Origin of the sequence: Klebsiella sp. K-Nf6, from assembly GCF_002806655.1 — a bacterium.
GTDB lineage: Bacteria > Pseudomonadota > Gammaproteobacteria > Enterobacterales > Enterobacteriaceae > Klebsiella > Klebsiella variicola.
Genome location: NZ_PIBN01000003.1, coordinates 158,076 through 179,059, shown reverse-complemented (window position 1 = coordinate 179,059; position 20,984 = coordinate 158,076). Strand labels below are relative to the sequence as shown.

Genomic DNA, 20,984 nt, shown 5'->3' with positions numbered 1-20,984 from the left:
AATAAAACACCGCCTGACGCTGTGGCACGAGTCAGTAGGCTAATAGGGTGCGTTAGGGTTGGTTATCAGAAACCTCTACAAAGCGCGATAAGTAGACCACAGGGAACGGGAAAAGTATCAGGAGGGAATGTGATCCAGCCAAACATTTACAAAACATTTGGCTGGATTGGCACTATTTGCTTAGGGGATTAACCAGGGGCGCGTTTCAGGCATGCGCCTCGCTATAGACTCTGCCTTTCGGCTGACGAATGGTGGTGGACAGCGCCAGCGACAGAATCAGCAGGGCGAAGATCACGCAGAAAGTCACGTAGAAGCCGCCGAACAGCGAAGCGATGAGAGAGCCGCAGATGCTGCCGATACCAAAGCCCAGATAAATCACACCATAGTTTTTCGCCAGATTGTTCAGGCCAAAGAACTCACTCACCAGCGATGGGAAAACGGTGATGGTGCCGCCGAAGTTAAAGGCGACGCAGGCGATGGCGGCGAAGAAAGTCATGGCATTCAGCGGGGCGAACAGCAGCGCGGCCATCCCCACCAGCGACACCACCTGGCCGAGGGTAATTACACGAATGCGGGAGATTTTGTCGGACAGGATGCCTAACACCAGGCGGCCGCTGAGGTTAGCAATCGAGATAACCGTGACCGCGTTTGCCGCCGTGGCGACATCCAGGTGGACCATCCCCTGGGCAATATCTTTCGCCACGCCAATCACGTACAGGCCGCTCATGCAGGCCGTCAGGAACATCACCGCCAGCATCCAGTACTGCGGTTTGCGCATTGATTCCGCCAGGCTGAAGTCGTTTTCTACCACGCCATTGGCCGCGGTGGTCGCCGTATGATTCGGCGCATCTTTCATCAGGGTCGCGCCAAACACAATCATCACCAGCACGATAGCGCCCCAGATGACGAAGGTTTTTTCCAGACCGACGGTGGCCAGCAGATGGGAGTCAATGAATTTGAACCCCAGGCTGCCGAGACCATAGGAACCGATGGAGAAAGCGGAGATCAGCCCTTTACGTTCAGGGAACCACTTCACGCAGTTCGACAGCGTCAGCAGATAACCGGCGCCGTCCGCCAGCCCCACCAGCACGCCCGCGCTCAGCCACAGCATCATCAGGCTGCTGGAGTGCGCGGTCAGGAAGAAGCCCAGACCGAGCAGGATCCCGGAGGCCATCGTGACGCGCTTAACGCCAAAGCGCTCCTGCAGTTTCCCGGCAACCGACGAGGAGAGCGCCAGCCCGAGGCTCAGCAGGCCAAAGGAGAAAGCCACCCGGCTAACCGGCTCGCCCAGTTTGTCAGACAGCGAACTATTAAACAGGCTCCAGGTATAGACCGAACCGAGAGCAAATTGGGTGATGATGGTGCCGATTAGCGTAAGCCAGCGGGTCGATTGACGGTTTGCAGCGTTCATAGCAGTTGTCCTGATAAATTAACTGCCGCCACAATAGCGAAGGCCCCTCATCCTGTGGGGAAAAAAGGCATGAACTGCCATCAGCAGGGAATGAAATGCATTAATGGCGGAACGAATGACATTGCAAAACATTCATTCCGCGAATTTCAGGCAAAAAGTTAGTGTGCGCTATCTCACAGAAATGCGCCATTACTGAGATTTAACAATAACCGTGTCGTTTCAAACGCGTAACAATATCGGGTCAAAAGTTGGCGCTGACGCCCATCAGATAGAGCGTATTTTCCCCCGATGGGACATTGTCCGCCTGCGACAGCGTCGCCCATGCTGCCACGTGGGATCCCAACTGCATATCGGCACCCAGGGTGACATCACTCCAGCCGCCTTCTCTGGCGCGGGTCGTCGGCGACCAGGCATCGCTGGCGAGCGACTGGTTATAGCTCACCTGAGCCCAGGGATGTACGCCCCACAGCGACTGATAATCCATGCGCCAGCCGAGCGTGTTGACATACCCCGTCTCGCCCGCGCTTCTCGTCACCGGCGCGGTGACGTCGCTGCGCAGGCTGGCCACCGGCCCGGAGGTCATGCCATTTGCCAGCAGATAATTCCAGCCGACGCTCTGACCACGGCTGCTGTCCGGTGGCGCCAGCGCCTGGTTTAATGCCAGCCCGCCGGGCGTTTCTGAGGACTTCATCCGCTCAGCGAGAATATCTTCGTAACGTGGTTGGTGATCGCTATCCCATGTATAGCGTTCCGGCGTATTACTTTTTGTATCGATAGCGATATATTCCTGTTGCCAGGCATTCGCTCCAGAGACACACAACACCCAGACGGATATGCTCGCCGGGATCAAGAAGCCCCGGAGGCCATTGCATTTCTTTATTATCATTAATGCGACTCCAGAAAAGAGCCGAATCGGCAATATTGCTGTGTTTTTTTTGGGGATACGATTTCCCTGTATTAACTATTATCTTTATCTTTCAGCCGTCAAGCCGGGCGTTCACTTTTTTAGCGTAGAGGGAGAAATATCAATGCAACGTTGCGGATGGGTGAGCCAGGATCCGTTATATATCGAGTATCACGATACCGAATGGGGTGTGGCGCAAAAAGAGGGCCGCCAGCTGTTTGAAATGATCTGCCTCGAGGGCCAGCAGGCCGGTTTGTCATGGATCACCGTGTTAAAAAAACGGCAGAACTACCGCCAGGCTTTTCACCAGTTCGACCCGGTACGCGTGGCAGCGATGGGGGAAGATGATGTCGAGCAGTTGCTACAGAATGCCGGCATCATTCGCCATCGGGGAAAAATTCAGGCCATTATCGGCAACGCCCGCGCTTACCTGGCGATGGAAGAAAATGGCGAGTCGTTCACTGATTTTGTCTGGGCCTTCGTCAACAATGAGCCGCAGGTAACGTGCGCCGCGACGCTGGCGGAAATCCCCACCACGACGCCGGCCTCAGATGCGCTATCGAAGGCATTGAAAAAACGCGGCTTTAAATTTGTCGGCTCGACAATCTGTTATTCCTTTATGCAAGCCTGTGGGCTGGTCAACGACCATGTCACCGGCTGCTTCTGTCACCCTGGAGGTCAGGATGATCCGCAAGTGGGACACTGAAGATACCGCGCCGCTGCTGGCGCTGTGGCTGGACAGCACGATTCATGCTCATCCCTTTATCAGCGAAAGTTACTGGCGCGACAGCATCGCGGTGGTAAGGGATGTCTATCTTCCCGCCGCCAGCACCTGGGTCTGGGAGCGCGACGGAGTATTAAAAGGCTTTGTTAGCGTGCTGGACTCCCGCTTCGTCGGCGCGTTGTTTGTCGCGCCGGACGCCATCCGCCAGGGCATTGGCCGGGCGCTGCTGGATGAAGTCAAACAGCACTACGCCTGGCTTAGCCTTGAGGTTTACCAGAAGAACGAATCGGCGGTCAGTTTCTACCATGCGCAGGGCTTCCGGATTGAAGACTGCGCATGGCAGGACGATACTCAGCACCCGACGTGGATTATGCGTTGGCCGGCGGATCAAATGCTGTAAGCGGCAGCGCCGGGCCGGTATATTTCTCCAGCCACGCCAGGGCGGTGTTCCCGGCACAGCCGTTGCCGAGCCGGGATGTCGGGATATCTTTGGTTAAGACGTTCACCGCCCCGTTTTTGCAGATGCCCACCAGCGGATCCAGGTCGGGCCATGCCCCTTCATGCAGGCAAATCACCCCCGGGCGGATCCCCTCCGTCACCACCGCGCCGGCCAGCACCTGACCGCGGGCGTTCCACACCCGCACCAAATCGCCATCGGCGATCCCGCGCGCCTGGGCATCCTGCGGATGGATGGTCAACGGTTCACGTCCGGCGACGGCATAGCGTTCGCGCAGCGCGGTATAGTTCAGCTGACTGTGCAGACGGTGTGCCGGATGGGCCGACAGCAGCTGCAGCTGCCCTGCCTCGGCGTTGCCATGCCACTCGTCGGGCTCCAGCCACATCGGGTGCGGCGGGCAATCGGCGTAGCCAAAGGCGGCGATGGTTGGTGAGTGGATCTCAATTTTACCGCTCGCCGTTTTCAGCGGGTTGGCCTGCGGATCGTCGCGGAAGGCGGCGAAGCGGGCAAAACGGGCATTCTCCGGCTCCTCCGGCATCTCAATCAGCTGGTTAGCCTGCCAGAATTCGGCAAACGGCGGCAGCGTCACCTGCTGCTGGGCGCCGCGCCGGGCGGCCATCTGATAGAAGGTCTCCAGCCACTGCAAATCACTCTTCCCTTCGGTGAAGCGCTCGCGGCCGCCCGCTTCCCAGCGTTCGCTGAGGTCGGCAAAGACTGCGAAATCGTCGCGCGCTTCATCTCGCGGGGCGACCACCTGCTTCATCGGCACCAGATGCTGATTGCTGTAATCCCCGGTCATGGTCAGATCGTTGCGCTCAAACGAAGTGGTCGCCGGCAGGACGATATCGGCATGGCGCGCGGCGGCGGTCCAGAAACATTCGGAGATGACGATCAGCTCCGGTTTCTGCCAGGCCTGGATCAATCGGTTGGTGTCCTGATGATGAGTAAAGTTGGCCCCGCCGGCCCACCAGATAAAGCGAATGTCGGGGAAGCGACGCGCCATGCCGTTGTGCTGATAGTCCGCCCCCGGATTCTCCAGCGCCTCGACGATCCGCGCGACCGGGATCTTCTCCACCGCGTCCACGCCCCCGGCGACGCTTCCCTGCATTGAGCCCAGCACCGCCGCGCGGCGCGTCGGGTTGCCGCCGTTGGCGAAATGGTAGGAAAGACCAAACCCGCCTCCCGGGGTGCCAATCTGCCCCAGCATGGCGGCCAGTGTGACCAACATCCAGTGCTTCTGCTCGCCATACTGCTGGCGCTGCATGCCCCAGCCAGACATCAGCATGGTGGTGTTTTCATGGAAAAGTTTCGCCAGTTCGCGGATCTTATCCGCTTCCACGCCGCAGATCGCCGCCGCCCAGTCAGCGGTTTTCGCTACGCCGTCGCTTTCGCCGGTCAGATAGCGGGCAAAAATATCGTAGCCGCTGGTGCAGCGGGTAAGAAACGCATCATCCTGCCAGCTGTTTTCCACCAGCGTATGGGCGATCCCCAGCATCAGCGCGACATCGGTGCCCATATGCGGGGCGATCCATTCCATCGAATCGCCAAAGAAATCGACGGTTTCCGATCGCATCGGATCGATGCAGATCAGGCGCTTGCCGCTCTGGCGCAGCCGGTCGAACCACGGGATCCCCTGCTCGTCGGAGGCGTTCCAGGCAATTTTCAGCGTGTTCAGCGGGTTGGCGCTCCACAGCACCACCACTTCGCTGTGCTCGAGCACCAGCGGCCAGCTGGTCTGCTGCTGATACACCTCATTGCCGCCCACGACGTAAGGCATGATCGCCTGCGCCGCGCCGGTGGAGTAATCGCCAAGATGGCCGGTATAGCCGCCCGCCAGGCTCATGTAGCGCTGCAGCAGGGTGGCCGCCTTATGCAGGACGCCGTTAGAACGCCAGCCGTAGGAGCCGGCGAAAATCGACTGCGGACCGTAGATTTCGCGGATCCGCCGATGCTGGGCATCAATCAAATCCAGCGCCTGATCCCAGCTCACCCGCACGAATTCATCCTGACCGCGGACCCCCTGCGGCGTTTCCGGTGAAGCAAGGAAGCCTTTGCGCACCATCGGATAGCGCACGCGGGTTTTGCTGTGGACCTGATCGCGCACCGCCGTTTGCAGCGAGTTGGCAAACGGTGTCGCCAGCGCGCCCCGGGAGGAGAGGACGTTTTCACCGTCCGTTTCCACCAGCATCGGTCCCCAGTGGGCGGCGGTTAAGATGGTTTTGGTTGCAGATGAGGTTGGCAAGGGTGGCTCCTGGTCAGCGAATGCAGGTGTCATGACGGCGTGATGGGCAACCGTTCAATGTTATTTACAAAATGAGATGGTATCCGGGGAATTTTCTACGTAATCACGCGTCATAATCAACCGTCACGTTCGCTGTGACAAAGAATAAAAAGGATTAAGGACATTAAATGAAAAAACGCGTACTTATGATTGCGGCGCTGGTCAGCGGCACTCTGGCCATTTCTGGCTGCACCACCAACCCCTATACCGGTGAACGTGAAGCAGGTAAATCCGGTATTGGCGCAGGTATTGGCTCCTTAGTGGGCGCTGGCGTCGGCGCGCTCTCCTCTTCCAAACATGACCGCGGCAAAGGCGCGCTGATTGGCGCAGCGGCCGGCGCGGCGCTTGGCGGCGGCATTGGTTACTACATGGACGTGCAGGAAGCGAAGCTGCGCGACAAGATGCAGGGAACCGGGGTTAGCGTGACGCGAAATGGCGACAATATCGTGCTGAACATGCCGAATAACGTCACCTTCGACAGCAACAGCGCCAACCTGAAACCGGCCGGCGCCAACACCCTGACCGGCGTGGCCATGGTGCTGAAAGAGTACGAGAAAACCGCTGTTAACGTCGTCGGCTACACCGACAGCACCGGCAGCAAGGAGCTGAATATGCGTCTGTCGCAACAGCGTGCAGACAGCGTCGCCAGCGCGCTGATCACGCAGGGCGTGGCGGCCAATCGCATTCGCACCAGCGGCATGGGGCCGGCGAATCCTATCGCCAGCAACAGCACGGCGGAAGGCAAAGCGCAGAACCGTCGCGTGGAAATTACCCTCAGCCCGCTACAGTAAGCGCATCCTCATGTCGCCCGGCAGCCGCTCTGCCGGGCAAAATGCTTGATATCGCTATTTTTCGCGCTAAGGTGTTGGCAGATTTTCAGCAAAGGAAGCCACCATGGCGAAAGCGGCGCGTGCAACTATCAGCGATGTGGCGAAAGCCGCAAAGACCGGCAAAACCAGCATTTCACGTTATCTCAACGGCGAGAAGCATCTGCTTTCCGACGATCTGTTATCACGTATTGAAAAAGCCATTGCCGAACTCGACTACCGCCCCAGCCTGATGGCCCGCGGCCTCAAGCACGGCCGAACCCGCCTTATTGGCCTGATCATCGCCGATATCACCAACCCCTACTCGGTCAATGTTCTGAGCGGCATTGAAGCGGCCTGCCGGGAAAAAGGCTTCACCCTGCTGGTGTGTAATACCAATAACGAGCTGGATCAGGAGCTGCACTACCTGGACCTGCTGCGCAGCTACCAGGTGGAAGGCATCGTGGTCAACGCGGTCGGTATGCGTGAGGATGGCCTGAACCGCTTACAGCAGTCAGCCCTGCCGATGGTGCTGATTGACCGTAAAATTCCCGATTTCGCCTGCGATGTGGTCGGGCTGGATAACACTCAGGCCGCTACCACCGCCACCGAACACCTGGTGGAGAAAGGATTTGAGGCCATCCTGTTTCTCAGCGAACCGCTGGGCTCGGTGAATACCCGCCGTGAGCGTCTGAGCGCTTTTCGCGCCACCCTCACCCGCCACCACGGCGTGGTGGCTGAAAACGCCGAAGTACCGCTCAACGACGGCGCGATGATGGACAACGTCCTGCGCCAGTTCCACGCCCGCCATCGCGGGATGCGTAAAGCAGTGATTTCCGCCAACGGCGCGCTGACGCTGCAGGTGGCCCGCGCCCTGAAGCGCGTCGGCCTGATCTGGGGCAGCGATATCGGCCTGCTGGGCTTCGACGAACTGGAGTGGGCGGAGCTGGCTGGCGTCGGTATTACCACCCTCAAACAGCCGACGTGGCAGATCGGCTACGCCGCGGTCGAACAGGTGATTCGGCGCATTGCCGGCACTAACGACCCCATCCGCGAGCGGGTCTTCTCCGGCGAGCTTATCGTCCGCGGATCAACCTCCCGTTAACGATCCTTCGTGATGCCGATCATAAATTAAACATCTCGCCCTTTCTTATGGAACCGATACCATCTAGCGTATTAAGGAGATTAAGCAACAAACGCCGGGAGTAAGAGCGCGATGGCCAGAAAAATTATTGTTGTTACCGCTGCGTATGGTAATGACCATGTTAAATCCTTAGGCGGCCAGGCCGCCGTCCTGCCGTTTATCGCCGACGCCGGTGCGGACGGCGTCGAAATCCGCCGTGAGCTGTGCAGCGCGGAAGAGCTCAACGCTCTGCCGTCGCTGGCGGCCACCATTGAGCGCCACGGCCTGCTGGCCTGCTACTCCGCGCCGCAGGCGCTGTTCGCCGATAACGGCGAGCTCAACCCGGAACTCCCGGCGCTGCTCGCGGAAGCGCAAACCCTGAATGCCCTGTGGCTGAAGCTCTCCCTTGGCCATTTCCTCCACAATCAGCAGTTGGATGAGCTGCGCGATATCCTCAGCGACAGCGGCATGACGTTGGTGGTAGAGAATGACCAGACCGACTGCGGCCAGCTGGCGCCGATGCAGCGCTTCAAAGCCGCCTGCCGGGTCCATCAGTTGCCGGTCACCTTAACGTTTGATATGGGCAACTGGCTGTGGGTTGGCGACTCGCCGGAAGAGGCGGCACGTCACCTTGCGCCGGCGGTCAGCTATATTCATGTGAAAGCCGCGGAACCCCATCATGAGAAATTCCGCGCGGTACCGCCGGATCAGGCCGCCGACCGCTGGCTGGCCCTGCTCGATAATCTTCCCGCCGATGCGCCGCGTGGAATCGAGTTTCCGCTGACTGGCCATGACCTGACGGCCGTGACCCGCCGCTACGTCAACCTGTTACGCGAGGATTAAGCCGTGGAAAATTTAGATGTCATCACCATCGGCGAAGCCATGGCCATGTTTGTCGCCACCGAAACCGGCGATCTGGCCGAGGTGGAGCATTTCATGAAACGCGTTGCCGGCGCCGAACTGAACGTCGCCACCGGCCTGGCGCGCCTGGGTCTGAAGGTCGGCTGGGTCAGCCGCGTCGGCAACGACAGCTTTGGCCGCTTCGTACTGCAATCGCTGGCGAAAGAGGGGATCGATAGCCATGCTGTCGCCATCGACAACCGCTTCGCTACCGGTTTCCAGATGAAATCGAAAGTCGAAAATGGAACCGATCCCATTGTGGAATATTTCCGCAAAGGCTCTGCCGCCAGCCATCTGTCGCCGGACGATTTTCGCGCCGACTACTTCACCAGCGCCCGCCATCTGCACCTGAGCGGCGTGGCCGCCGCGCTCTCTGAAAGCTCATATGCGCTGCTGGAGCATGCGGCGAAGGTGATGAAAGCCGAGGGAAAAACCCTCTCTTTCGACCCCAATCTGCGCCCGGTGCTGTGGAAAAGCGAAGCCGAGATGGTGGAGAAACTCAACCGCCTCGCCTTCCAGGCTGACTGGGTTTTGCCAGGCTTAAAAGAGGGCGTGATTCTCACCGGCCAGCAGACCCCTGAAGGGATCGCCGATTTCTATCTCTCCCGCGGCGTCAAGGCGGTGGTCATTAAAACCGGCTGCGACGGCGCCTGGTTCAAGAGCGCCAGCGGCGAACAGGGAACGGTTGATGCCATTAAAGTCGATAACGTCGTCGATACCGTCGGCGCCGGCGACGGCTTTGCCGTCGGGGTGATTAGCGCCCTGCTGGAAGGCAAAACCCTGCTTCAGGCGGTGAACCGCGGCAATAAAATCGGTTCGCTGGCGATTCAGGTCCAGGGCGACAGCGAGGGGCTGCCCACCCGCGACGCGCTGGGCGAATAACATTTATACGCAACAATAACAGCCGTCCTGTACCCTACCTGCAGCGCGGCACAGCAGCGTCCGTTTCGACGGACGGATGTCACCTCATTGACAGAGGCAAGCCTATGAATAGCTCAACAAATGCAACGAAACGCTGGTGGTATATCATGCCTATCGTGTTTATCACGTATAGCCTGGCGTACCTCGACCGTGCCAACTTCAGCTTCGCCTCCGCGGCAGGCATTACCGAAGACCTGGGCATCACCAAGGGGATCTCCTCCCTGCTGGGAGCCCTGTTCTTCCTTGGCTACTTCTTCTTCCAGATCCCCGGCGCTATCTATGCGGAGCGCCGCAGCGTTCGCAAACTGATCTTTATCTGCCTGATCCTGTGGGGCGGTTGCGCCTCGCTGACCGGTATAGTGCATAATATCCCGGCGCTGGCGGCTATCCGCTTCATCCTCGGCGTCGTTGAAGCCGCGGTGATGCCGGCGATGCTGATCTATATCAGCAACTGGTTCACCAAATCAGAACGCTCTCGCGCCAACACCTTCCTGATCCTCGGTAACCCGGTGACGGTCCTGTGGATGTCGGTGGTTTCTGGCTACCTGATTCAGGCCTTCGGCTGGCGGGAAATGTTCATCATCGAAGGGGTGCCGGCGGTGATCTGGGCCTTCTGCTGGTGGGTGCTGGTGAAAGACAAACCGTCGCAGGTTAACTGGCTGGCGGAGAGTGAAAAAGCTGCGTTGCAGGAACAACTGGATCGTGAGCAGCAGGGCATCAAGGCGGTGCGTAACTATAGCGAGGCTTTCCGCTCCCGCAACGTGGTCCTGCTCTGCGCACAGTACTTTGCCTGGAGTATCGGGGTGTACGGTTTTGTACTGTGGCTGCCGTCGATTATCCGTAGCGGTGGTGAAAATATGGGGATGGTGGAAGTGGGTTGGCTCTCTTCTGTTCCCTATCTGGCGGCCACTATCGCCATGATCGTCGTCTCCTGGGCGTCCGATAAAATGCAGAACCGTAAACTGTTCGTCTGGCCGCTGCTGTTGATTGGCGGACTGGCCTTCATCGGCTCCTGGGCGGTCGGCGCCAATCATTTCTGGGTCTCTTACACCCTGCTGGTGGTGGCCGGTGCGGCAATGTATGCGCCTTACGGCCCCTTCTTCGCCATTATTCCGGAAATGCTGCCGCGTAACGTCGCCGGAGGCGCCATGGCGCTGATCAACAGTATGGGCGCTCTGGGCTCCTTCTGCGGCTCGTGGTTTGTCGGCTACCTGAACGGTGCCACCGGCAGCCCCGCAGCCTCCTATATTTTTATGGGGGTGGCGCTTTTCGCCTCAGTATTGCTGACTTTGATTGTTAAGCCTGCTAATAATCAAAACCTTCCGCTTGGCGCTCATCACGCCTGAACTATTCCTACTACGGAGATTCGCATGAAGCCGTCTGTCATTCTCTATAAAACGCTTCCCGACGACCTGTTACAGCGTCTGGAGGAACACTTTTCCGTCACCCAGGTGAAAAACCTGCAGCCGGAGACCGTTTCGCAGCACGCAGAGGCCTTCGCCCAGGCTGAAGGCCTCCTGGGCTCCAGTGAAAAGGTTGACGCCGCGCTGCTGGAGAAGATGCCGAAGCTGCGTGCGACCTCCACCGTTTCCGTTGGCTATGACAACTTCGACGTCGAGGCGTTGAACGCCCGCCGGGTGCTGCTGATGCATACTCCGACCGTGCTGACCGAGACCGTCGCCGATACGGTCATGGCGCTGGTGCTGAGCACCGCGCGCCGGGTGGTGGAAGTGGCGGAGCGCGTCAAAGCGGGCGAGTGGACGAAGAGCATTGGGCCAGACTGGTTCGGCAGCGACGTGCACCATAAAACCTTAGGTATCGTCGGCATGGGCCGCATCGGTATGGCGCTGGCGCAGCGCGCCCACTTCGGGTTCGGCATGCCGATCCTGTATAACGCGCGCCGCCAGCATCCGCAGGCGGAAGAACGCTTCAACGCCCGCTATTGCGATCTCGATACTCTGCTGCAGGAAGCCGATTTCGTCTGCCTGATCCTGCCCCTGAGCGAAGAGACCCACCATCTGTTCGGTCAGGCGCAGTTTGCCAAAATGAAATCTTCCGCCATCTTCATTAACGCCGGGCGTGGCCCGGTGGTGGACGAGCAGGCGCTGATCGCCGCCCTGCAGGCGGGTGAAATTCATGCTGCCGGTCTCGATGTGTTCGAACACGAACCGCTGGCAAAAGACTCGCCGCTGCTGAGGCTGCCGAACGTCGTCGCGCTGCCGCATATCGGCTCCGCCACCCATGAGACGCGCTACAACATGGCGGCCTGCGCGGTGGACAACCTGATCGATGCCCTGAACGGTAATGTAGAGAAAAACTGCGTTAATCCGCAGGTAAAATAAGCCATAAAAAAACCCGGGTAACGGCGGCAACCGCCCTCCCCGGGTTCTTTTTGCATCTTTTCCGTCAGCCTGCTCGTTCGCCGCAGCCAACGTCAGCCAGATGAGGCATTAACGCGTGGCGTTCACCGCCGCCGTCCATGCCTGATTAAACGCCTGATGCTGCGCCGCCAGCGGCCCAATCAGCGTATTGTACTGGCTGGCCTGCTGCGAGGTTGGGAACTGAATGCCGTTGGCCACAAAGCTCACCTGAGTCCCCTGCTGAGCGACGAAATCCCCCACCTGAACCAGCTGCTGGGTAAAGATTTGCGCGGCTGGGATCAGCGGCTGCAGCGCGTCGGCTGGCGCCGTTACGACCTTGGCGTAGACCTGATCGAAGACCGGCTTGAGATCGTCAGCCTGCTTCAGAGCGCTATGCGCGGCATCGGCCTGCATTTTCGCATTCTGCAGCTGCTGGCTGAGCACGCCCAGCGCGCCGTTCGCCTGACGCAGCGGCTCACGCTGGGTCATATAGTCCTGTGGGACACGGATAGCATTGACGCTGTCCACCACCGGGCGCAGACCTGCATCCATCGCCTGGCTCACTTGCTGCGAGTAGCCGTAAATTACCGCGTAGTCAGAGACAAAAGGCCCAAACTGTTTTTTCTGATCGGCGGTCAGCGTCGGCAGACGTTCACCGCTACGCATCGCCGTATTCTGCAGGAAGTCGATAAACGCTTTGCGCTGATCGCCTTCTTTATCAAAACACCCACTCAGGCTAACCACCATCAATAAGGCCGCCATAGCCGCAAACCAGCGAGAGCAGGACTTTCCTGTCGCCATTTTTTTACTCCTTTCAGCCAAAAAAAGCGCACAACGACACACACGTGCCAGACGCTGACAAGGATAGTCCAGCTCGGCCTCGCAGGATACCCTTTACTGCTAATCTTACGCAGGAAAAACGCCATTCCGCACGCCATCGTCACGGTGTAGAGCGTCTGTTATGCACATCACAAATATGGTCTTCACATTCTGCAAGCGAATTTGAGATAACCGTTTGATTTTAATGGCACTAAGAAAGTCTCCGTACGGCGTGGCATCCTTAAACGGACGATAATCGCACGCTTTGGCGCGCGCCTGGATTGCCTGCCCCCCACTTCAATGATTTGATGAATGAGCGATTAACGGCGATACGTTCGATTATCGCACAAATCAAACTCAACGACGCGAGGACGACGATAACAACAGACCTCTGTCCCTCGCTCAGTCTGCCAGGAAAGCCGTATGACTAAGACAACCATCGACATTCAGGCCTTTATCAACGAGCACCCCTTCACCCGCTACCAGTGGATGATCCTTGCGCTCTGCTTTATCACCGTCGCGATGGACGGATTCGACACCGCGATCATCGGATTTATCGCCTCCGACCTGGTACAAGAATGGGGCGTGGAGAAATCGGCGCTCGGCCCGGTGATGAGCGCCGCGCTGGTGGGTCTGGCGGTCGGCGCCTTAACCGCGGGACCGCTGGCTGACCGTATCGGCCGCAAAAAAGTGCTGATTATGTCGATCGTGGTGTTCGGCGGATTCAGCCTGCTTACCGCCTTCGCCACCAGCCTTAATCAGCTGACGCTGCTGCGTTTCCTGACCGGTCTCGGGCTCGGCGCGGCGATGCCGAATGCGGCCACCCTGATGAGCGAATATGCGCCGGAGCGCCGTCGGGCGCTGCTGGTGAACCTGATGTTCGTCGGCTTTCCGATGGGATCATCGCTGGGTGGCTTTTTATCCGCCTGGATGATCCCGCACTATGGCTGGCAGAGTGTGCTGGTGCTGGGCGGCGTGATGCCTCTCCTGCTGGCCGTGGCGTTAATTTTTCTGCTGCCGGAGTCTGCCCGCTATCTGGTGGTGAAGCAGCAGCCAGCGCAGCGCATTGCCGCCATCCTGAAGCGCATCGCGCCGTTACCAGACGTCGTCGACTTTGAGCTGCGCGAAGCAGGCCAGGTAAAAGAGAAATCGTCTATCGGCGTCATTTTCTCCCCTCGCTACGCGGTAGGTACCGTGATGCTGTGTCTGACCTACTTTATGGGGCTGTTGATTTTTTATCTTCTGACCAGCTGGCTGCCGCTGCTGATCCGCGAAACCGGCGCCTCGATGAGTCAGGCCTCCATTATCACCGCCCTGTTCCCGCTTGGCGGAGGAATTGGCGTGCTGATCCTCGGCGCGTTGATGGACAAGATCAATCCCAACAAGGTGGTGGCCGTTGGCTGGCTGCTGACTGGCGTTTGCGTCTGCCTGGTCGGTTTCTCCACCAGCAGCCTGGCGCTGATGGGGGTGATGGTGTTTATCGCCGGTAGTATTATGAATGGCGCGCAGTCGTCGATGCCCGCGCTGGCGGCAGGCTTCTACCCGACGCAGGGGCGCGCCACCGGCGTCGCCTGGATGCTGGGTATCGGCCGCTTCGGCGGGATCCTTGGCGCGTTCAGCGGGGCCTTCCTCATGCAGGCGCAGCTCTCCTTTGAGACCATATTCACCCTGCTGGCCATCCCGGCGTTCCTGTCAGCCATCGCGCTGTTGATCAAATACCGGTTCAGTAAACCCGCACCGGCCAACGCGGACGACGCGAGAGGCCTGCAGAAAGCCTGATCGCTAAGCCGGCGGCACTGCGCCGGCTTATCTGCTTTTTTCTTATCCGTTTACAAAAATTTTCGAAGCCATTTGATACCGTTAATAATCATTCTATTAGGCCCTACTGCCGTTTGGCTGCCGGGCCCGATTCGATTGCCTGTTGGCAAATAATCACGGACGTTACCATCGCGGGTGCCTTTTTCTGACTATTCTTAAAGAGCTTTAGAAAAATCTCTTCCGCTGTGTGATAAAAGGAGTTCTCAATGGAATATAAAGATCCTGTGTTTGAACTGCTGAGCAGCCTGGAACACATCGTTTTTAAGGATGATAATCAGATAATTACCTCAAACCGTAAGTCCACTGTGTTTAGTGAATTTGAACAACTGCGTAAAGGCACTGGACTTAAGATTGACGACTTCGCCAACGCCATGGGCGTGAGCGTCGCCATGGTAAGAGAGTGGGAGTCGAGACGGGTTAGACCGTCCCCTACCGAGCTGAAATTGATGCGCCTGATTCAGGCCAATCCACAGCTTTCACGACAGTTACTCGATTAATCCAGCGCGCAGCGGCATGGGTCAGTAAGGGGGCTTTTGCCGCTGCACCGTAAAAAAAGTTTGCTATCAGGTGCTGAACGTGCGTTAATGCTCGCAGGTTTGATGTACAGACCACAGAGCAGTCGAATAGAGCAGTCCTTCAAAGGTTATCCAAAGATACCCCCGTAGTGAACTTTCCCTTTATCGGTTTAAATCTGTAGTCCAGACCGCTACGCCGCAAGGCTCACTTATTTTTTTTAAAGGTAATTCACTATGTCCGGTAAAATGACTGGTATCGTAAAATGGTTCAACGCTGACAAAGGCTTCGGCTTCATCACTCCTGACGATGGTTCTAAAGACGTGTTCGTACACTTCTCTGCTATCCAGAACGAAGGCTACAAATCCCTGGACGAAGGTCAGAAAGTTTCCTTCACCATCGAAAGCGGCGCTAAAGGCCCGGCAGCTGGCAACGTAACTTCTCTGTAAGTTCAAGCCGCTAAGAATCGAGAATCCCTGCCTGATGGCGGGGATTTTTTTTATCTGTCGCCAACAGCCGCCAGCATACAATGGCGGCTGTTGGGCATTCAGAGCAGGGAAAAGTGCCAGCCCGTCTCCCGCCACGCCAGACTATGGGTCAGCTTCAGACCGTATAAAAATGCCTCGTCATGTGACACCACCAGCATCGCGCCGGGAAACGCCGCCAGCGCGCTTTCAATAGCCTGTGTCGACGCTAAATCGAGATGGTTGGTCGGCTCATCCAGCAAAAGCAGCTGGGCGGGATCGCGTCGCCAGAGCACGCACGCCAGGGCCGCTTTCAGACGCTCGCCGCCGCTGAGCGCCGCCAGCGGTAGAGTGACCTTATCCGCACCCAGCTGGAGCTGCGCCAGACGGGTGCGCAGAAGGCCCTCATCCAGCGGGGTAGCGTCCAGGCTCAGGTGCGCCATGACCGATAACGACAGATCCAGCTGCGTCAGATGTTGATCCAGATAAGCCGCGCTCACCGACAACCGGACATCGCCGGAGAAGGCCTGCTCCAGCCCCAGCAGCGTTTTTAGCAAGGTGGTTTTACCGCAGCCGTTCGGCCCCTTTAGCGCGACGCGCATGGGACCATCCATGCGCCAGTTCAGCGGCGCAGCCGGTGAATGGGCGAGCTGTAATGACTCCACCACCAGAACCTGCTTGCCGGCGGCCACTTCGCTACCCGGCAGCGTGAACATCACCGGATTGTCGTCTTCTACCCGCTCCCGTGCCTGCTGCACGGCGGCATTCAGAGTGCTGTTCTGTTCACGATGCTGACGGCGCAGCGTTCCCGGGCGCTCTTTTGCCGCGCCTTTGTACTTCACGCGTTCGAAAGAGGCGATATTCAGTGTATCAACGGTCCGCAGTGTCTGAGCCGATCGCCGCTGGGCGGCGTCATGCTCCTTTTGCATCCGCGCACGGGTCCGTCGTCGCTCGGTCGCCGCATGTTCCAGCGCCGCGCGCGCAGCCTGCTGCGCCGCCTCGCGCTGTTGCTGATATTCATCATAGTTGCCGCCGTAGCTGCGCAGCGCCGTCGGTGTCAGCTCAATAATCTCAGGCATCAGGGTCAGCAACTCGCGATCGTGGCTGGCGATCAGGGCTCCGCCTTGCCAGCTTTCCAGCTGGTGATAGAGCCACTCCCGCCCCTGGCGGTCCAGATGGTTAGTGGGCTCATCCAGCAGCAGGTAATCGGCACCCGAGACAAAGGCGCCGCACAGCAGGGCCTTCATCCGCTCGCCGCCGCTGAGTGAAAAAGCGGGACGATCGGCAGAGAACGGCGGGAGATGGGCTTCACGGAAAGCTAAACTCAGGCGATCGGATAGATCCCAGTGGCCATCCAACAGCTCGAAATCATCCGCCAGTCCGTTACCTCGCTCAAGGCGAGACAAGGCATCAAATATTGGCGCATAGCCCAGCAGCGCCGCGAGGGTCATCTCTGGCGTGACGTTCGGCTGCTGCGCCACCCAGGCAATAGAAGCCGCGCGCTCGATATAGCCGTCGGCGGGGGAATCCAGACCGGCCAACAGACGTAGCAGACGCGTCTTACCAACGCCGTTACGGCCGACCAGGCCGCAAAGCGACGATTCCAGCGATAAATTCAGCGGACCAAAAAGCGTATCTCCCGTCGCAAACTGACAGGTGACCTGATGTAAAACAAAAGCGGGGATGTGGGCGCAATGAGCCATAAGCACTCCTGAATGAAATCAATACTCCCCTACCCGCAACGTCTGCGAGGTAAGGCGTGAAATTCATCAGTCGTGTTTGTTCATTTGTGGGGCGCGCTCCAGTGAGACGAGGAATTCGTCGGGGCATAGGATAGCCACACTCCGGTATGCGTTGCAAGCCTGTTTTATTCAACGATCGTGTAAAAATAAAAAGGCCTCCTGATATCAGGAGGCAAATGATTTATTTGGTGAACAATGAAAGGGTGCATTGAGAATGCCAGACACCGCAAGCATGGTGGGGATAGTTCCCCACCAGATGCTCTTACTGTTTAATATCACAGGCTAAGAATGCCACCAGCTCAATATTTCCCTGCCTGATCTGTAATTCACATAGCGAATCACGAACCATCCAGGTCAATAATAAAATAGTGAAGCAAATCACTACTAAGCCAAACAACAGATACTTTTGCGGCATTCCTCGCCTCCAGTGTTGATTTTCAACAAGTAAGAGGCTACTCTTATGGTGTTGATGCATAGGGGAGCCTCACTTTGATTACTATCAGGTGGGGCTTTTCTCTGTCTGTCTCCCGCTGAATACCTGAGACACACAGTCTCAAGCACCCGCCGCCATTCTAGCGTAAATACCTCTCGGAATTATGTTTATATATTCCTAAAACATTTCTTATCGATGAATGAAAATAATGAAGATATCAATAACAGAATTATTAACGGTTCACCTATTTATATTTCACGCATAAAAAAACCTGCCCTGAGGCAGGTCTTTTATTATTTCCGATACGCTTACTGCAGCAGAGAAATATCCGCTACCTGCAGGAACAGTTCACGTAGTTTGGACAGCAGCGTCAGACGGTTGATGCGAACATCTTTGTCTTCAGCGTTAACCATCACGTTCTCGAAGAACTCATCCACCGGCTCGCGCAGCGCGGCCAGCTCGATCAGCGCATCCTGATAACGGCCTGCGGCGAAGTACGGCTGCAGCTTATCGCGCAGCACCACCAGATTGCCGGCCAGCTTGATTTCCGCGGCTTCTTTCAGCACCGAGGCATGAACGATGTCGTTCAGCGTCTCGTCGGATTTCGCCAGGATGTTGGAGACACGTTTGTTCGCCGCCGCCAGCGCGGAGGACTCTTCCAGGGTACGGAAGTGCGATACCGCCTTCATGCGTGCATCGAAATCCGCCGGGCGAGTTGGACGACGCGCCAGTACGGCCTGGATGGTGTCCACGCTATAGCCTTCATCCTGATACCAGGCGCGGAAGCGGCCCAGCATGAAGTCGATCACCTCATCAACCACGTTGGCGTTGGTCAGCTTCTCACCGTACAGACGCACCGCTTCTTCGGTCAGCGTTTGCAGATCGAGATTCAGGTTCTTCTCAACGATGATACGCAGCACGCCCAGCGCGGCACGACGCAGCGCAAACGGGTCTTTATCGCCTTTCGGATGCTGACCGATACCAAAGATACCCGCCAGGGTGTCCATCTTATCGGCAATCGCCACCGCGCAGGCCACCGGGTTAGACGGCAGCGCGTCGCCGGCAAAGCGCGGCTGATACTGCTCGTTCAGCGCCACGGCTACATCTTCCGCTTCGCCGTCATGGCGCGCGTAGTGCATCCCCATCACGCCCTGGGTGTCGGTGAACTCGAAGACCATGTTGGTCATCAGGTCGCACTTGGACAGCAGGCCCGCGCGGGTCGCGTGGTTCACATCAGCGCCAATCTGCTCGGCAATCCAACCCGCCAGGGCCTGGATGCGATCGGTCTTGTCGCGCAGGGTCCCAAGTTGCTGTTGGAACAGCACGGTTTCCAGACGCGGCAGGTTATCTTCCAGACGTTTTTTACGGTCGGTGTTGAAGAAGAATTCAGCATCGGCCAGACGCGGACGAACCACCTTCTCGTTACCGGAGATGATCTGCTGCGGATCTTTGGACTCGATGTTGGCCACGAAGATAAAGTTCGGCAGCAGTTTGCCGGCGTTGTCGTAGACCGGGAAGTACTTCTGGTCGCCCTTCATGGTGTAAACCAGCGCTTCGGACGGCACCGCGAGGAATTTTTCTTCGAACTTCGCCGTCAGCACCACCGGCCATTCCACCAGCGAGGTGACTTCTTCCAGCAGGCTTTCGCTCAGATCGGCTTGACCGCCAATCTTACGTGCCGCCTCTTCCGCATCGGCTTTGATTTTGGCTTTACGCTGTTCGTAATCGGCGATGACTTTACCGCGCTCCAGCAGGATCTGGGGATACTGGTCGGCATGGTCGATAGTGAACTCCGGCTCACCCATAAAGCGATGGCCGCGGATAATACGGTCAGAAGCGATACCCAAAATGGTCGCCGGAATAACCCGATCGCCCAACAGCAGGGTGACGGTGTGAACCGGACGCACGAAGTGGACGTCAGACGCGCCCCAGCGCATCAGTTTCGGGATCGGCAGCTTCGCCAGCGAGCTGGCAATCATGTTCGGCAGCAGCGCTTCAGTGCTTTCGCCCTTCACATGGGCGCGATAGAGCAGCCACTCGCCTTTATCGGTGGTCAGACGTTCGGCCTGATCAACGGTGATGCCGCAACCGCGCGCCCAGCCTTCGGCCGCTTTGCTTGGCTTGCCTTCGGCATCGAACGCCTGGGCAATAGCCGGGCCGCGTTTTTCTACTTCGCGATCGGCTTGCGCCGCCGCCAGGTTGGCTACCTTCAGCGCCAGACGACGCGGGGCGGCGAACCATTCCACTTTACCGTGCGCGAGGCCGGCGTTATCCAGCTCCGCGGTCACGTTCGCAGCAAAAGATTCCGCCAGGCTGCGCAGCGCTTTTGGTGGCAGCTCTTCAGTGCCGATTTCCACCAGAAAAGTATTCTCAGACATGGCCGCCTCTTATTTATTCTTGTTGCACATCGGGAAGCCGAGCGCTTCACGGGAAGCGTAGTACGCTTCCGCCACTGCTTTAGTCAGGGTGCGAATGCGCAGAATATAGCGCTGACGCTCGGTGACGGAGATGGCTTTACGCGCATCCAGCAGGTTGAAGCTGTGAGCCGCTTTCAGAATACGTTCATAGGCCGGCAGCGGCAGCGGGGTCTCCAGCGCCAGCAGCTGCTGGGCCTCTTTCTCATACTGCTCGAAGCAGGAGAACAGGAAGTCGACGTCGGCGTATTCGAAGTTGTAGGTGGACTGCTCCACTTCATTCTGGTGGAACACGTCGCCGTAAGTGGTTTTACCCAGCGGGCCATCGCTCCAGACCAGGTCATAAACGCTGTCCACGCCCTGGATATACATCGCCAGACGCTCCAGACCGTAGGTGATCTCGCCGGTCACCGGCTTACACTCGAGGCCGCCCACCTGCTGGAAGTAGGTGAACTGCGTCACTTCCATGCCGTTGAGCCACACTTCCCAGCCCAGACCCCAGGCACCCAGCGTCGGGTTTTCCCAGTTGTCTTCGACAAAACGAATATCGTGAATGGTCGGGTCCATACCCAGCTCTTTCAGCGATCCGAGGTACAGCTCCTGAATGTTGTCCGGAGAGGGCTTAATCACCACCTGGAACTGATAGTAGTGCTGTAAACGGTTCGGGTTTTCGCCATAGCGGCCATCGGTTGGACGACGGGAAGGCTGCACGTAGGCGGTCGCCATTGGCTCCGGCCCTAACGCGCGCAGGCAGGTCATCGGGTGAGAGGTGCCGGCGCCGACTTCCATGTCCAGTGGTTGAACAATGGTGCAGCCCTGACGAGCCCAGTAATCCTGTAAGGTCAGGATCAGGCCCTGGAAGGTCCTGGTATCAAACTTTTGCATATGATTTCG

The 20,984-nt window shown here is 58.0% G+C and carries 19 protein-coding genes; 11 read left to right on the top strand and 8 right to left on the bottom strand.

The features are described 5' to 3' along the window. Positions 1-205 precede the first annotated feature (205 nt). Entirely contained in the window at positions 206-1,411 is a 1,206-nt protein-coding gene (locus CWM61_RS07280) for an MFS transporter (protein ID WP_074386987.1), read from the bottom strand. 241 nt (positions 1,412-1,652) lie between these two features. Then, positions 1,653-2,234 (bottom strand): autotransporter outer membrane beta-barrel domain-containing protein, encoded by a 582-nt coding sequence (locus CWM61_RS07270; RefSeq protein WP_162678233.1) that lies wholly within the window; start codon positions 2,232-2,234, stop codon positions 1,653-1,655. A gap of 205 nt (positions 2,235-2,439) precedes the next feature. Here CWM61_RS07270 and tag point away from each other — a divergent pair, with 205 nt between their 5' ends. Together tag and CWM61_RS07260 are read left to right on the top strand one after the other, a co-directional pair. Further along, on the top strand, positions 2,440-3,021 hold the full coding sequence (tag, locus tag CWM61_RS07265; RefSeq protein WP_100630995.1) for a DNA-3-methyladenine glycosylase I: 582 nt from the start codon (positions 2,440-2,442) through the stop codon (positions 3,019-3,021). Then, complete coding sequence (locus CWM61_RS07260) at positions 2,999-3,439, top strand: N-acetyltransferase (RefSeq protein ID WP_100630994.1); 441 nt, start codon at positions 2,999-3,001, stop codon at positions 3,437-3,439. The genes tag and CWM61_RS07260 overlap by 23 nt, the downstream gene beginning before the upstream one ends. Here CWM61_RS07260 and CWM61_RS07255 read toward each other — a convergent pair. After that, entirely contained in the window at positions 3,408-5,738 is a 2,331-nt protein-coding gene (locus tag CWM61_RS07255; protein WP_100630993.1) for a molybdopterin guanine dinucleotide-containing S/N-oxide reductase, read from the bottom strand. The two genes, CWM61_RS07260 and CWM61_RS07255, sit on opposite strands and share 32 nt — an antisense overlap. A 167-nt stretch (positions 5,739-5,905) precedes the next feature. Here CWM61_RS07255 and CWM61_RS07250 point away from each other — a divergent pair, with 167 nt between their 5' ends. From CWM61_RS07250 to ghrB, 6 genes are all read left to right on the top strand, one after another. Then, positions 5,906-6,568 (top strand): OmpA family lipoprotein, encoded by a 663-nt coding sequence (locus CWM61_RS07250; RefSeq protein ID WP_100630992.1) that lies wholly within the window; start codon positions 5,906-5,908, stop codon positions 6,566-6,568. Positions 6,569-6,671: 103 nt separating this feature from the next. After that, entirely contained in the window at positions 6,672-7,688 is a 1,017-nt protein-coding gene (locus CWM61_RS07245) for a LacI family DNA-binding transcriptional regulator (protein ID WP_061153000.1), read from the top strand. Positions 7,689-7,799: 111 nt separating this feature from the next. Then, the gene (locus CWM61_RS07240) at positions 7,800-8,549 is read left to right on the top strand and encodes a sugar phosphate isomerase/epimerase family protein (RefSeq protein ID WP_100630991.1); all 750 of its coding nucleotides are present in this window, start codon (positions 7,800-7,802) and stop codon (positions 8,547-8,549) included. 3 nt (positions 8,550-8,552) lie between these two features. Continuing rightward, on the top strand, positions 8,553-9,488 hold the full coding sequence (locus tag CWM61_RS07235) for a sugar kinase (RefSeq protein WP_002921921.1): 936 nt from the start codon (positions 8,553-8,555) through the stop codon (positions 9,486-9,488). 104 nt (positions 9,489-9,592) lie between these two features. After that, positions 9,593-10,873, top strand: a complete 1,281-nt coding sequence (locus tag CWM61_RS07230; RefSeq protein ID WP_061152997.1) for an MFS transporter — start codon at positions 9,593-9,595, stop codon at positions 10,871-10,873. A gap of 24 nt (positions 10,874-10,897) precedes the next feature. Continuing rightward, positions 10,898-11,869, top strand: a complete 972-nt coding sequence (gene ghrB / locus CWM61_RS07225) for a glyoxylate/hydroxypyruvate reductase GhrB (RefSeq protein WP_100630990.1) — start codon at positions 10,898-10,900, stop codon at positions 11,867-11,869. Positions 11,870-11,977: 108 nt separating this feature from the next. On the opposite strand, the gene CWM61_RS07220 is transcribed toward ghrB, so the two are convergent. Continuing rightward, complete coding sequence (locus tag CWM61_RS07220; RefSeq protein ID WP_061152995.1) at positions 11,978-12,688, bottom strand: DUF3053 domain-containing protein; 711 nt, start codon at positions 12,686-12,688, stop codon at positions 11,978-11,980. Between the two features lie 441 nt (positions 12,689-13,129). Between CWM61_RS07220 and CWM61_RS07210 the strand changes: the two genes are divergently transcribed. The 3 genes from CWM61_RS07210 to cspA all read left to right on the top strand — a co-directional run bounded on the left by CWM61_RS07210 (position 13,130) and on the right by cspA (position 15,486). Beyond that, a complete protein-coding gene (locus CWM61_RS07210; protein WP_061152994.1) occupies positions 13,130-14,485 on the top strand; it encodes an MFS transporter in 1,356 nt (451 codons plus the stop codon). A 245-nt stretch (positions 14,486-14,730) separates the two neighbouring features. Beyond that, a complete protein-coding gene (locus CWM61_RS07205) occupies positions 14,731-15,021 on the top strand; it encodes an HTH-type transcriptional regulator (RefSeq protein WP_061152993.1) in 291 nt (96 codons plus the stop codon). Between the two features lie 252 nt (positions 15,022-15,273). After that, entirely contained in the window at positions 15,274-15,486 is a 213-nt protein-coding gene (gene cspA / locus CWM61_RS07200) for an RNA chaperone/antiterminator CspA (RefSeq protein ID WP_004126446.1), read from the top strand. A 98-nt stretch (positions 15,487-15,584) separates the two neighbouring features. Here cspA and CWM61_RS07195 read toward each other — a convergent pair whose 3' ends face one another. From CWM61_RS07195 to glyQ, 4 genes are all read right to left on the bottom strand, one after another. Continuing rightward, the gene (locus CWM61_RS07195; protein WP_100630988.1) at positions 15,585-17,204 is read right to left on the bottom strand and encodes an ATP-binding cassette domain-containing protein; all 1,620 of its coding nucleotides are present in this window, start codon (positions 17,202-17,204) and stop codon (positions 15,585-15,587) included. 301 nt (positions 17,205-17,505) lie between these two features. After that, positions 17,506-17,658, bottom strand: coding sequence for a type I toxin-antitoxin system toxin HokA (gene hokA, locus CWM61_RS07190; RefSeq protein WP_004205012.1), 153 nt, complete (start codon positions 17,656-17,658; stop codon positions 17,506-17,508). A gap of 326 nt (positions 17,659-17,984) precedes the next feature. Then, on the bottom strand, positions 17,985-20,054 hold the full coding sequence (gene glyS, locus CWM61_RS07185) for a glycine--tRNA ligase subunit beta (RefSeq protein WP_074386978.1): 2,070 nt from the start codon (positions 20,052-20,054) through the stop codon (positions 17,985-17,987). A 9-nt stretch (positions 20,055-20,063) separates the two neighbouring features. Beyond that, entirely contained in the window at positions 20,064-20,975 is a 912-nt protein-coding gene (gene glyQ / locus CWM61_RS07180; protein ID WP_004205014.1) for a glycine--tRNA ligase subunit alpha, read from the bottom strand. Between the last annotated feature and the right edge of the window lie 9 nt (positions 20,976-20,984).